General features: G+C 40.4%; 13 protein-coding genes. 4 read left to right on the top strand and 9 right to left on the bottom strand.

What is annotated here, in order from left to right; all coding sequences use genetic code 11:
- Nucleotides 1-39 precede the first annotated feature (39 nt).
- The 4 genes from AB669_RS06415 to AB669_RS06430 form a co-directional block, all read right to left on the bottom strand.
- On the bottom strand, nt 40-780 hold the full coding sequence (locus AB669_RS06415; RefSeq protein WP_053058305.1) for a GDSL-type esterase/lipase family protein: 741 nt from the start codon (nt 778-780) through the stop codon (nt 40-42).
- A 21-nt stretch (nt 781-801) separates the two neighbouring features.
- Nucleotides 802-1,032 (bottom strand): DUF1456 family protein, encoded by a 231-nt coding sequence (locus AB669_RS06420; RefSeq protein WP_047798500.1) that lies wholly within the window; start codon nt 1,030-1,032, stop codon nt 802-804.
- A gap of 100 nt (nt 1,033-1,132) precedes the next feature.
- A complete protein-coding gene (locus AB669_RS06425; RefSeq protein ID WP_047798501.1) occupies nt 1,133-2,437 on the bottom strand; it encodes a DEAD/DEAH box helicase in 1,305 nt (434 codons plus the stop codon).
- A gap of 41 nt (nt 2,438-2,478) precedes the next feature.
- A complete protein-coding gene (locus AB669_RS06430) occupies nt 2,479-2,703 on the bottom strand; it encodes a hypothetical protein (protein WP_047798502.1) in 225 nt (74 codons plus the stop codon).
- A 210-nt stretch (nt 2,704-2,913) separates the two neighbouring features.
- On the opposite strand from AB669_RS06430, the gene AB669_RS06435 reads away from it, so the two are divergent.
- Entirely contained in the window at nt 2,914-3,387 is a 474-nt protein-coding gene (locus AB669_RS06435) for a ribonuclease H-like YkuK family protein (protein ID WP_047798503.1), read from the top strand.
- A gap of 163 nt (nt 3,388-3,550) precedes the next feature.
- The gene (locus tag AB669_RS06440; RefSeq protein ID WP_231582636.1) at nt 3,551-4,042 is read left to right on the top strand and encodes an SRPBCC family protein; all 492 of its coding nucleotides are present in this window, start codon (nt 3,551-3,553) and stop codon (nt 4,040-4,042) included.
- 6 nt (nt 4,043-4,048) lie between these two features.
- Here AB669_RS06440 and AB669_RS06445 read toward each other — a convergent pair whose 3' ends face one another.
- The 5 genes from AB669_RS06445 to AB669_RS06465 form a co-directional block, all read right to left on the bottom strand.
- The gene (locus tag AB669_RS06445) at nt 4,049-4,630 is read right to left on the bottom strand and encodes a DUF4468 domain-containing protein (RefSeq protein ID WP_047798505.1); all 582 of its coding nucleotides are present in this window, start codon (nt 4,628-4,630) and stop codon (nt 4,049-4,051) included.
- A gap of 86 nt (nt 4,631-4,716) precedes the next feature.
- Nucleotides 4,717-5,742: a porin gene (locus AB669_RS06450; protein WP_047798506.1), complete on the bottom strand. Its 1,026-nt coding sequence runs from the start codon at nt 5,740-5,742 to the stop codon at nt 4,717-4,719.
- 44 nt (nt 5,743-5,786) lie between these two features.
- On the bottom strand, nt 5,787-7,190 hold the full coding sequence (locus AB669_RS06455) for an ammonium transporter (protein ID WP_047798507.1): 1,404 nt from the start codon (nt 7,188-7,190) through the stop codon (nt 5,787-5,789).
- A gap of 346 nt (nt 7,191-7,536) precedes the next feature.
- Complete coding sequence (locus AB669_RS06460) at nt 7,537-8,484, bottom strand: TIGR01212 family radical SAM protein (RefSeq protein ID WP_047798508.1); 948 nt, start codon at nt 8,482-8,484, stop codon at nt 7,537-7,539.
- Between the two features lie 128 nt (nt 8,485-8,612).
- Complete coding sequence (locus AB669_RS06465; protein ID WP_047798509.1) at nt 8,613-10,055, bottom strand: APC family permease; 1,443 nt, start codon at nt 10,053-10,055, stop codon at nt 8,613-8,615.
- A 318-nt stretch (nt 10,056-10,373) separates the two neighbouring features.
- Here AB669_RS06465 and AB669_RS06470 point away from each other — a divergent pair, with 318 nt between their 5' ends.
- Nucleotides 10,374-12,620 carry a sodium-translocating pyrophosphatase gene (locus AB669_RS06470; protein WP_047798510.1) on the top strand — a complete coding sequence of 749 codons (2,247 nt, stop codon included), beginning with the start codon at nt 10,374-10,376 and terminating at the stop codon, nt 12,618-12,620.
- Between the two features lie 114 nt (nt 12,621-12,734).
- Nucleotides 12,735-14,255, top strand: coding sequence for an amino acid permease (locus AB669_RS06475; protein ID WP_047798511.1), 1,521 nt, complete (start codon nt 12,735-12,737; stop codon nt 14,253-14,255).
- Nucleotides 14,256-14,265 lie beyond the last annotated feature (10 nt).

Below are 14,265 nucleotides of genomic sequence, written 5' to 3' on the forward strand. Positions count from 1 at the left end.
GGAGTTTTTAGCTTTTATGTACTCAGCCTGAGCGTAAGATTATCGTCGCTTCAAAACCTTATCCAGCACAGTTTCTGTAACCTTTTCCATAATCCTATACCCTTCCAGATTAGGATGAACACCATCCACAGACCATTCTTTACGCTGCCCCTTCTGCTCATCCACAAGAGGTGTCCAGTAATCCAAAACAGTATGGTGTTTTTTCCTGGCGTAGGCCTCAATCATATCATTTAAAGCAATAATCTGATCTGCCGGCCGGATGTGTTTTGCCCATGGGTATTCATTTATTGGCAAATATTTACACAAGATCACTTTAATGTGATGTAGCTTAGCAAGCTCTGCCATTGATTGGATATTCTTCATGATCTTCTCATTGGTAACATGCCCTGTATTGCCCGAAATATCGTTACTGCCAGCCAGGATGATAACCACTTTTGGTTTAAGATCAATCACATCCTGCCTGAAACGGATAAGCAGTTGAGGAGAAATCTGTCCCGATATTCCCCTGTCCAGATAAGATTTGCCTTCAAAGTATTCCGGGTCTTTCTGCTTCCAGAATTCAAATATGGAACTCCCCAGGAATACTACACGCTTTTCCCCTCTTTTCGGTTGACCAACGGAGTCGTTTTCTTTCTGATATTTAGTCAGTCTTGCCCAGTCATCAGCGAAGTTTTCCTTTTGATCGCTTGCTGCACTTTGCGCAAATAAATTAATGCGACAAAATAAAGTAACAATGAAAATGCAAAATATGGCCTTTGTTTTAATGTTTTCTGGTTTCATATCAGGTGCCGATGCTGTAGTTTATTTCTTTTCTTCCCTCGGACCTCTTTTGTAAATCACAAGGCCATTTAAAAAGTTGCGTAAAATCTGATCACCACAAGGCTTAAAATTTTCATGATCCTCATTTCTGAAGATGTCACCCAGCTCGGCTTTCGTTACTTTAAAGCCTACCAAATCACAAATGGTAATAATATCTTCTGTTTTTAGCGAAAGTGCTACTCTAAGTTTTTTTAGTATGTCGTTGTTGCTCATATTTTATAATTATTCAATTTGAATGAGTGAATGAATGGTTTACTGGCTGAATGGAGTCTTAACCTTATAGTTCGGAATAATGAACGAGTGAACACTCGGCCTAACTCGCTATAGCGATCTTAAGTTTCTTTCCCTTAATCTTTTCGCCACTTAAAACCTTCAATAACTTATCTATGCTTTTTCTGTTTACGGCTATATAGCTGGAGGTATCTTTCACCTCAATCAAACCCAGGTCTTCTTTGTGGAGTCCACCTTTTTTTAGCAGTAATCCTACGATGTCTACCTTATTGATTTTATCTTTTTTGCCATGGGCAAGATACAAGGTTACCCAATCGCTTGCTTCAGGTAATTGATAGTCCTGATCCAATGTTTCCTCTTCAATATCTTCCGGCAGGTACTTGTAGTGTTCCTCTTCAGTTAGAATTGCGTACGCTGTACCCTTCGCATTCATTCTTGCAGTTCTGCCGTTGCGGTGAATGTAGGCATCTTCAGTATATGGAAGCTGATAGTGAACAATATATTCCACCTCCGGAATATCGAGTCCCCGTGCTGCAAGATCGGTGGTGATTAATATTTTGTGACTTCCGTTTCTAAATTTCAACAGGGCTTTTTCGCGATCGAGCTGTTCCATTCCACCATGAAAAACATCATGGGCCAATCCGTGTTCAAAAAGCAAATCACTTATCCGATCGACCGTTTCCCGGTGATTACAGAAAACAAGGGTATTCTTCCCTCCGATTTTGCTCAGCAGCTTAAAAAGAATCTCTAGTTTATCAGCGGCAGGCGCTTTAACCATTTTTAACTGCAGGGCGGGTTTATTTTGAATGTGAGCCGAGAAATCTACTTCAATCGCCTGCTTTAACTTCACAAATGCCGGAATCTCATCCATCCTGGTTGCCGAAGTAAGTACCCTTTGCTTTAAAGATAACAGCGAACCAATGATGTAGCTCATGTCATTCTCGAAACCGAACTCAAGCGACTTATCAAATTCATCTAAAACCAGGGTTTCAATAAAAGATTCATCAAAATTCTGATGCTCCAGATGGTAGGCTATTCTTCCAGGTGTACCAATGAGCACCGCCGGAGGATGAGCAAGATTATTTTTCTCTATCCTGACTGCATGTCCGCCGTAGCAGCAATTCACTTTAAAGCCAGTACCCATTTGTTTGAAAACTTGTTCAATCTGTAAAGCAAGCTCTCGCGAGGGTACCAGAATAAGCGTTTGCACACCATTAACCTCAGTTTTAAGTTTATTGATCAGCGGCAACAAAAATGCCAGCGTTTTACCCGAACCGGTAGGTGCAATTAAAACCACATCTCCACCTTTCGACGATGCATTTAAAGATGCTTCCTGCATTTCATTTAATGCAGATATTTTCAACCTTTTAAGGGCATTTTCCATCATATGCCGTAAAGGTAAGCATTTCTGATTTCCTCTAATGATTGTTAGCCTTTATTTAAGAAACGGTTTCTGAGTTTCCGAATAACCTTCGCATTGAGTCCTTTCTCCAGGGCCAGAAGCATAGTACCTCTTTTCCCCAATGAAGAATGCAGTTTTTCATTAACGCTGTCAACCGACAATAAAATCCGGTCGGCCAATTCATCGGCAATACGATTTGCCCTGCTGTTTTGTAATAGTTGAAACTCTTGAATTAATTCTGTGCTTACCATAATTTTTTCATTTTGTTATCATTAAAAGAACGGTGTCTTTTTGCAATTGTTTCAAAAAACATACATTGATTCCGAAAATCCCGTATAACCTGTTGATAACTAAACTTTTGTTAGCAAATAAACAACCTGAAGTTAACAAGTATTTAATTTTTACCACCTATTTTTATAAAAACCTGATTACCATTTGTTAACCTCAAAAAAACACAATGTATGACATGGAAAAAATTTAGTGGAGAGATTATTCAATCTTCCATCCTCGAAGAAATCGAAAAAGCAATTATCAGAGAAACTGAGAACGGATATAAACTAAAAGTTTGTATCGGAACAGACTCGCAGGTAAAGGGCGTTATTACCGATTTCGCAACCGTTATTGTATTGCTTCGCGAACACCATGGAGGATTCATGTACATCCATCAGGAGAAAAGTAACCAACAGGTCAGTATCAAAGAACGCATGCTTACAGAGGTACAAAAATCAATTGAAACCGCTTACGCGATCTGTGATTTACTGGATATTTATGATGTTGCACTGGAGGTTCATGCTGATATCAATACCAACCCGTCGTTCAAATCCAATAAAGCCCTGAATGATGCAATGGGATATATTATGAGCATGGGATTCATTTTCAAAGCCAAGCCTGAAGCCTTTGCAAGCTCAACCTGCGCAGATAAAATGGTTCATTAATTATCGATAAAATACTAAATCTTTGTGTCCTTTGCGTTTTTGTAGTCAGTTGTAATTGCAAAGTCGCGAAGGCACTTTAGATACCGTGAAAATATACACCTGCTTTAATGAGATGTATGCAGTGCTTCCGTGCCAAAAAATGCAAAACTAAAAACGGCGTTCTTTGTTTGTAAATCAAAACACTGTATTGAAAACTTACCGCTTAGAATTCACTCAAAAATTACCCATCACGCTGGAAAACGCCTGGGACTTTTTCTCTTCTCCATTAAACCTTTCAGAGATTACACCTGAAGACATGACCTTTGAGGTGACAACGCCAGGCATGGAAAACACTAAAATGTATTCCGGCTTAATCATCACCTATAAAGTTTCACCCCTGTTAGGAATCAAACTCGACTGGATGACAGAGATCACCCATGTTAAAGACCATGAATACTTTATAGATGAGCAACGTTTTGGACCCTTTGCTTTCTGGCACCACCAGCACCATTTCAGTAAAATAGATGGAGGCGTACTGATGCACGATATCCTGCACTATAGTATAGGCTGGGGACCCATTGGCAAAATAGCCAACGCCATTACCGTGAATAGAAAAGTGAAGTCTATTTTTAATTTCAGGTATAAAAAGGTAGAGGAGATTTTCGGGAGGTTCTAAACAACACTACCATTTTTTAGTTGAGATGGTCTCTGTTTTTTTAGGCTTCGGCTGTGCCGGCAACTCTGTTGCCAGATACTTCCTGAAATCTTCAGCGAACTTTACAGCTTTCGAATAAGCACTTTCCTGAATGGCCGTCCACTCCCCGGCATTGAGTTTGCCAACAGGTTTTTCTAAAGGCGTACTAATTGTGGTTGATGCTACAAAATTACCATAGCGATCTCGCTTATATGGAACAAAACTAAAATCAGTCAGCCAGAAACGGTACTTATCATCACGCGCCTCAAAAATGAACTGATAACTTACTTCTCCACTCGGGTGTCCAGCAACCAATAGGGTTTTATCAATCACAACTTTACCAGTGGCTAACACAGAACTATCCGTAGCCGAAGATTGCTTTAACTGTTTTTTGTAAAAGTCATTTACAAATTTAGAAGCCCTCGATGTTAATACCTGTTTATTCAAATTTACCGAATCGACCACTTTATAGTAAATAAACTTACCCTGATCATCTTTAGAGAAGTTTTTCTGCTGGGCAAACAAACACAATGAGCAGATGCTAAATAGTACGACAAGGATAGATCTCATTTATAAATGGAGTTAAGCAAAAATGAATTTAAGAAAAAGCCGCCAGCTTTTGCAAACCGGCGGCAATATAAATAGTTGTTTTTGTATTAGAAGGCGTAAACTGCTGCTAAAGAGAATTGACCTGCATTAGGAGCAATTGCACCACTCTCTTTGTAAAATGGCTTGTCGCTATTGTGATCTAACCTTACTTCAGGAATAAAAGTTAAACCGCCAGCTTTGATATTAGCGGTGAAGGTTACTGCGGTGAAGGAAGTTTTCGGAGTAGTCCCGTATTTTTTGTACTGAAAATATTCTCCTCTTAAACCTAATGTTACAGCATCAGCAACGGCATACTGAGGATATAACGCAGCACCAATATAGCTTCCGAAAACATTGCTATCCTTAATATCATAGTTCGCCGCGTTTAACCCCAGTTTAAACTTATCTGTAATCTGATAAGAGGTTGTTAAATCTTCAATCGTTCCGTATCCGCCAAATCCGGCACCTGACAGAACATTCAGGTATGCTGTCCAGCCTTCAACCGGCGCTACCATTAACTGACCACCAATAGCAGAAACGCCTCTTGAAGCAGAATATACATTCCAGTCATTGAATAAGCCAGCCATTAAACTTACTTTATCACTAAATTTATATGTCGCTTTGATACCCGCATTCTGGAATGGACCATTGGTAAATAAATATGAAGTTGAATAATTGAAATTACCTACCGGAGAAATCACCTCATAACCAATAAATGTACCCATATAACCTGCGGTCATTGAAAACTCGTCAGTAAAATCATAGTTTACATATAAGTTCTGGATGTTGAATGATGAACCTGCTGCTGCTGCATCAGGAATAGATTGTGTTTGCCCACGAGGGCCAAAAGACAGCTCACCTACAAACGAAGCTTTGCCTGTTTTCTTTTTCAAGGCGATATCAATCATGCCCAGAGAAACTGAATTGTGATCTGTTACAAATGAGGTTTTCGCGTTTCTTGGGTCTTTCGCAAAATCATATTTAAAATAAGTATCTACTGATCCGGAAATTTCCAGAGGGGATGTTGGCGTTTCCTGAGCCAGGGCACACGTAGTGCTGGCCATTGCGAAAATAGCAGTTAAAATTTTTTTCATGTTTGAGCTTTTGTGGGGGTTTAGATATTTATTTTTAGGGGGGATTAAATTGCTTCTGTGAGGGGTCTGTGACTTTCTACATAAATTGCTTTTTCTTCTACTAGCAATGTACCTTGTGAGTATTTTTCATCGTGTTGAGATTGGTCAAGACCTAATTCTTCATCTTCTTCAGAAACGCGGATTGGCTGAATCAAATTGATGAATTTAAAGATGATGAAAGAAACTACGAAACTGAACGCTATAACCAAAGCAGCACCTTTCAATTGTGTAATAAAGAAATCAACACCGCCGTAGAATAAACCATCGGCACCTGCAGCATTCACAGTTTTAGTTGCGAAAACACCGGTCAATAACATGCCAACAATACCACCTACACCATGGCAAGGGAAAACGTCTAACGTATCGTCCAAAGCAGTTTTTTGTTTCCATGAAACAACAAGGTTTGAAATTACCGCAGCAATTGCCCCAATAAAAATACTTGATGGAATACTTACGAAACCTGCACCCGGAGTAATGGCAACAAGACCAACTACCGCACCAATACAAAACCCTAAAACTGATGGTTTTTTACCTCTGGCAACATCAAAGAACATCCATGATAAACCAGCAGCACCAGCAGCAGTATTTGTAGTTAAGAAAGCAGATACAGCTAAGCTACCAGCACTTAATGCAGAACCAGCATTAAAACCGAACCAACCGAACCATAGTAATCCAGTACCAATTAATACATATGGGATATTAGCTGGTGGAACTTCTTTATGCTCTAAGTGAGATTTTCTTCTTTTCAACACCAATGCACCAGCTAATGCAGCCATACCAGCGGAAATGTGAACAACGGTACCTCCGGCGAAATCAAGAACGCCCATTTTGAATAAGATACCTTGTGGGTGCCATGTCCAGTGTGCCAATGGTGAATAAACGAAAATCGCAAATAATACAATGAAAAGGATGTAAGAAGTAAACCTAATACGTTCTGCAACCGCACCAACAACCAAACCTGGAGTGATAATCGCAAACATTAACTGGAAAACAGCGAATAATGAAAGTGGAATGGTTAAATCAGCACCGCCCTGTAAATGTGGGGCTCCCGAATTAACGCCTTTAAAGAACAAGAATGTGGATGGATTTCCAATAAAACCGCCGATTGTATCACCAAATGCTAAGCTGAAACCAACAACTGTCCATAACACGGTAATTACACCTGCAGCCACAACACTTTTGATCATGGTCGAAAGTACATTCTTACGATGAACCATACCACCATAGAAAAAGGCAAGGCCTGGAGTCATTAAAAATACTAGAGCTGCAGCAATCAGGATGAAAGCTACATCAGCTCCATTGTATTTGCCTTCGTCGAAATTGGGCAGAAGGGGAACAAAGAGCGCTAAGATTGCGAAGATCATTAAGACCGCAAAAGGTGCAAACTGTTTAAAGGAGAATTTACTCATGGTTTTTAGATTAATTTGTTTGTATTGATTAAATATGTGATTTAATAGGAATTAATTTTTATAAAAATACAAGATATTGTCATTTTTACACCAGAAAATAGAAATATTTTAACAAAAAAGCTAAATTTTTATAAAACCACCCAAAAAAACTCAACCAAAATGCGAATCAGTCAAAAAACAGGCCTCCAGATTGCGAGATTTTAAGAAAATCAAAAAAACCATATTTCGATTATTTATACTATAATACCATTATTTTATAATAAATTACCTTTAAAAACACCATATAAACAAAAAACCAGTCAAAAAATGACTGGTTTTACAAAAAATATGAATAAAATTTCAAAAATTAAGCTGAATACGCTGAACCCTGAATTACACCTCTTTTTTCAATTTCTTTATCAATATAAGTTTGAATCGCTGATTTATTTAAACCCCAGTTCGGTGCAATAAGCAAATCCCAGTCCGAAATACCGAAAAGCCGCTGAATGACGATATCCGGACGAAGCATAGGAATCAGTTCACACAAAAGATCAGTATACTCTTCAAGAGAAAATAGTTTGAAAGGTTCTTTTTTATACCTGGCCCCCATTATCGAGCCTTCTACGATATGAAGGTGGTGGAATTTAACAAACTTGATTTGCGGGAAGCGGTTAATTTCGTGAATGTAGCCATGCATCTGTATTCTGGTTTCCCATGGAAATCCGAAAATAGTATGCACACACAGATCCAGTTTGCTGTTCTCAAGAAGCTTCACGGCTTCAACAAATTCACCGTGACTACAGCCCCTGTTAATCTGCTCCAGTGTTTCATCATATATAGACTCCATGCCCATCTCTAAATCTACATCAAAGCGATCGGTATAACTTTCCAGCAGGGCTACCTTCTCTGCATCAATGCAATCAGGACGTGTACCTACAGCAAAACCTACGATATTCTCAGTTTCTACTGATAAAGCTTCATCATACATCATCTTTAAATAATGTGTTGGCGCATAGGTATTGGTATTTGGCTGAAAGTAGACAATAAACTTGTCCGCACGATAACCATTTTTAGCCCTTTTAATGCCTTCTTCAAGCTGCTCTCTTATGGTTGGCATTTTGCGTGAAGGCTCTGGAGTAAAGGAATCGACATTGCAATAGGTACAGCCCCCATACCCTTTGCTCCCATCTCGGTTTGGGCAGGTAAATCCTCCATCAACAATTACCTTGAACACACGCTGGCCATTGTACTTTTCCCGTAAATGTGTTCCGTAATTTTTATACCCTTTTATTCCAAAATCAACCTGAGTTCCCATCCGGCAAAAATACACAAATACATTTATTATAGTGCGTTGGTTTTTTAAGATTACAAAAGTAAGGGCAAACAAAAAACCCCGCATATGCGGGGCTGAGTAAGATAAATAAGTTACTATATAAAACCGGCCTAAGCCTGTTGTTCTTTTTTATTAATGAACAAGTAAACCGGAACACCCAATAAAACAATTACCAGCCCGGGCCAGGTATATTGTTGTTTGTAAATCAATAATAAAATGCAAAATGCAGCACCTATCAACAGATAAATTATGGGCGTAACAGGATACATCCATGTTCTATAGGGTCTTTCTAAACCAGGCTTTTTTAGCCTCAGATAAATTACACCAAAAACAGTAATCATGTAGAAAAGTACGATTACAAAAGAAATCATATCTAAAAGATTACCGTATTGACCGCTTAGGCATAACACTGATGCCCAGATCCCCTGCATCCAGAGGGATTTTTCGGGCACACCGTTTTTATTATTCTCAAGTGCTGCCTTGAAAAACATCCCGTCCTTTGCCATGGTCTGAAAAACGCGCGCACCCGCGAGTACGATTCCATTAACACAGCCAAACGTAGATATCATCACCAGCACAGCCATAACAATTGTCCCTATTCCATTACCAAAAATCTGTTCAGATGCCACAACTGCAACCCTGTCGTTTGGTGCAAAAGCGATTCCGTCTCTGCCCAAAGTATTTAAGTAAATAAAATTAACCAGTAAATAAAGGACCATCACTGCCGATGTACCCAGCACCATTGAACGCACCACATTCTTTTTAGGGTTTTCTATTTCTCCCGACACAAACGTTACGTTTTCCCAGGCTACACTCGAAAAAACTGAACCCACCATGGCGGCCGCAATCCCACCCATAATGGTCATTCCTGATATAGATTCCCAGCCACTTTTGGTAAAATTCCCAACAGCGTCGGTTTTCAGATTATTAAACGCATCCCAGCCGAAATTCATATTCTCCGACCAGAAGCTGGTTTTAACCAGCAGAAATCCTAATATAATCAGACCGATGAGGGCAATAATTTTTGATCCTGTAAAAACGTTCTGAAGTAATTTACCACTTTCAACGCCTTTAGTATTGATATACGTAAGGAGTAAAATCACACCAATAGCCAGTATCTGTATCCAGGTAATTTTGTAACCTCCGCTTTGAAACAAGGGGGCTGCATCATTCAAGGCAGGGATTAAATAAGCTGTAAACTTACCAAAGGCCACTGCAACGGCAGCTATGGTACCAGTTTGGATGACGGTAAACAAACCCCAGCCGTAGAGAAAACCCATCATTTTACCGAAAATCTCTTTCAGATAGGTATACTGTCCACCGGCCTTCGGAAACATTGAGGAAAGTTCGCCGTAGGAAATGGCTGCTGCAACCGTCATTACACCAGTGATGATCCAAACCATAATCAGCCAGTAGCCGGAACCCAGGTTTCTCATGATGTCGGCGCTTACTATAAAAATACCACTCCCGATCATTGAACCCATCACCAGCATAGCAGCATCAAAAAGACCTAATTTCCGTTTAGAAGGCCCATTTTCCGGTATATTTTCCATTTTTTAGTTTAGTTTTTGGTTTTTAGCATTTGTTTGTGGCTAATTTATCTAAAAAAAGAGAACTTAAATGCTTTTAGGTATAATTTTTATCGTCATCCCGATGCTGCTATCTCAATATTGTAAACGTAAATTTAACGATCAATCATTCCCCGCTCAGTCATTCTTTCATTCTCCCACTATTCAAATCACGCTGATAATCAGTCTTCTCTTAGCGAATAAATTATTATATTGCTTAACCATTAAAAATCAGTGTTCTTTACTTATGAGCGTAAAACAACGGAACATGATATAACTTAACCAATAACCAAATATTTAATTATGGATTTTTTACAAAACAACCTAATCTACTTTATTCCTGCCCTGGGTTTTCTGGGGATTATTGTGATGCTGTTTAAAAGCGCCTGGGTAAACAAACAGGATCCCGGCGATAAAAATATGCAGGAACTTGCAGGCTACATTGCCGACGGAGCAATGGCATTCCTGAAAGCAGAATGGCGGGTATTGAGCATTTTCGCCATCTTTACTGCTGCACTGCTGGCCTATTCGGGCACCATTACCGAAATCAAAGGGATTCCCATGCACTCTAGCTGGATTATCTCCATCTCCTTTTTAATCGGCGCTGTTTTCTCGGCAACGGCAGGATATATCGGAATGAAATCGGCAACCAAAGCCAACGTGCGAACCACACAAGCCGCCCGTACCAGCCTTAAACAGGCACTTAAAGTTTCCTTTACCGGCGGAACGGTAATGGGACTTGGGGTTGCCGGACTTGCAGTATTAGGCCTTGGTGGATTGTTCATCGTATTTTTAAAGCACTTTAATGTCGTTTCTGTCAACAGCGTAGAAATGAAAACGGCAATCGAGGTACTAACCGGCTTTTCACTTGGCGCCGAATCAATCGCATTGTTCGCCAGAGTGGGAGGTGGGATTTACACCAAAGCAGCCGATGTTGGCGCCGATCTGGTTGGCAAGGTAGAGGCTGGTATCCCTGAAGATGATGTTCGTAACCCAGCCACTATTGCAGATAATGTGGGCGATAATGTAGGCGATGTAGCTGGAATGGGAGCCGATCTGTTTGGTTCCTATGTGGCAACCATTTTAGCCACAATGGTTCTCGGACAGGAAATCAATGTTAACGACAAATTTGGTGGAATGTCACCTATTCTACTTCCTATGGTGATCTGTGGACTGGGTATTGTATTTTCGATTATAGGGACATGGTTTGTCACCATAAAGGATGATAAATCCAATGTCCAGAATGCGTTGAATCTTGGAAACTGGTCTTCAATCGTGATCACCGCAATAGCCTCGTTTTTTATTGTAAAATGGATGCTTCCGGAAACATTAAGTTTACGTGGCTATTCATTCTCCAGCATCAATGTATTTTACGCCATTATGGTTGGCCTGGTGGTGGGAACCATCATGAGCATCGTTACCGAATATTTTACAGCTATGGGTAAAGGCCCGGTTAACTCTATCATTCAGCAATCCTCTACCGGACACGCTACGAATATCATTGCCGGATTATCCGTTGGAATGAAATCTACGGTGATCCCGATTCTTGTTCTGGCAGGAGGCATCATGGCCTCTTATCATTTCGCCGGACTTTATGGTGTGGCCATTGCGGCAGCAGGCATGATGGCTACCACAGCCATGCAATTGGCAATAGATGCATTCGGACCCATTGCTGATAATGCCGGTGGGATCGCCGAAATGAGTCAGCTGCCTCCGGAAGTGCGCGAACGCACCGATAACCTCGATGCGGTAGGCAACACTACTGCGGCAACAGGTAAAGGTTTTGCCATTGCTTCCGCAGCACTAACCTCATTAGCCCTGTTTGCCGCCTTTGTGGGTATTGCCGGCATTAGCGCCATCGATATTTACAAAGCACCTGTTTTAGCCGGACTATTTGTGGGCGGGATGATTCCGTTTATTTTCTCAGCCCTGTGCATTCAGGCAGTAGGTAAAGCCGCTATGGATATGGTACAGGAAGTACGCCGCCAGTTTCGCGAAATACCCGGTATTATGGAGTATAAAGCCAAACCTGAATATGAAAAATGTGTGGCCATCTCTACCAAGGCATCTATCCGCGAAATGATGATGCCCGGAGCAATTGCCCTGATTACGCCTATTATTATTGGCTTTACCTTTGGCCCTGAAGTACTGGGTGGTTTACTGGCCGGAGTAACGGTAACAGGTGTTTTAATGGGAATATTTCAAAGCAATGCCGGCGGTGCATGGGATAACGCCAAAAAGTCATTTGAGCAAGGGGTAATGATAAACGGGGAAACTTTCTATAAAAAATCAGAACCACATAAAGCTTCTGTAACGGGAGATACAGTTGGCGACCCCTTTAAAGATACTTCAGGTCCGTCTATGAACATTTTAATTAAATTAATGTCTATTGTTTCACTAGTAATTGCACCATATATTGCAGTGAAGGCAATTCCCGGTGAAGTTAAGCAAGAAGTTCGCAAAGAAATCAGAATTGAGCAAAAAACCAATGAAACAGGAAGGGTAATAACCGACACTTTAATAAATTCAACAGATACAATTTCTCATTAGTTGTAAAAAGCTAGATATAAAACGGGTAAAAGGGACTTTTAACTTAAATCCCTTTTACAATTCCGTAATTTTTATTTAGGTTTGGCACTGAATTAATCTAAACAAAACTATAATATGAGTTTATTTGCAAAAAAGCCTATGCACCTTCTCCTTGAGGAAGCTGGAGATTCGAGTAAGGGCTTAAAACGTACGCTTAGTGCGGGTGCCCTGGTTGCGCTGGGCATAGGGGCAATTATTGGAGCAGGTCTGTTTGTACGTACAGCTGCTGCTGCTGCGCAAAACGCCGGCCCTTCTGTAACGATTGGATTTATCATTGCTGCCATAGGCTGTGCATTAGCAGGTTTATGTTATGCTGAACTTTCATCTTCTATTCCGATTTCTGGTAGTGCCTATACTTATACCTATGCAACAATGGGAGAGCTAATGGCCTGGATTATCGGATGGGATTTAGTACTTGAATACGCTGTAGGTGCTGCGACTGTTGGTATAGCCTGGAGCGAATACCTCAATAAATTACTGGTCGAAGTTTTACACACCTCCCCCATACCCTATGAATGGTGTCACTCCCCTTTCCAAACCCACGTAGATGGTACTGTGTCTGGAATTATCAATTTACCGGCTTTATTCATTGTAGTATTATTGAGTTTATTGCTAATCAAAGGAACATCCGAATCTGCTTTTGTAAACGGGATAATCGTAATCACCAAGGTGAGTATCGTAATTTTAATTATTATTCTAGGTTGGGGCTTTATCAATGAATCAAATCACCACCCTTATATCCCGCCAGCTACAACCTATTTAGATCATGCAGGAATCAGCCATAGTTATGGTGGTATTATGGGAATCCTCGGTGCCGCCGGAACCGTATTTTTCGCTTTCATCGGATTCGATGCCGTAAGTACCGCTGCACAGGAAACTAAAAATCCTAAAACAGCCATGCCAATCGGTATTCTTGGTTCACTTGCCGTTTGTACCGTATTGTATATCCTTTTTGCCCACGTATTAACCGGAATGGCGCCAATTGAATTCTTCCGTACTAAAGGTGGAGAAGCTTCAGTGGTAGCAGCAATCAGTGAATATATGACAGGATATGGCTGGTTAGCTAAACTGGTGACAGTAGCAATCCTGGCTGGTTTCTCATCAGTAATCTTAGTGATGCTACTGGGTCAGAGCCGTGTTTTCTACTCCATGAGTAAAGATGGTTTATTGCCTAAAATGTTTAGTGATTTACATCCAAAATTCAAAACACCGCATAAAGCAAACTTATTTATCCTGGTACTGGTTGGCCTTTTCGCTGCCTTTATCCCTGGGGATGTGGTTGGTGATATGACGAGTATCGGTACATTGTTTGCATTCATGCTCGTTTGTATCGCCGTAATTATCCTGAGAAAAACAGATCCGGATCTACCTCGTCAGTTCAAAACCCCTTGGGTGCCTTTAGTACCGATTTTAGGTGTTGTAGTTTGCGGAGCGATGATATTCGGATTAGGCTGGACAAACTGGTTGAGATTATTTGGATGGTTGGCCATTGGATTTGTAATATATTTCGGATACAGTGTGAAGAATTCGGTTTTACGTAAAACCGGAAAAACAGTTTTCCCTAATGATCCGCCAAAACCTGATATTTTAGATTAAAATTTTAATA

This window comes from Pedobacter sp. BMA (assembly GCF_001027745.1).
Lineage (GTDB): Bacteria > Bacteroidota > Bacteroidia > Sphingobacteriales > Sphingobacteriaceae > Pedobacter.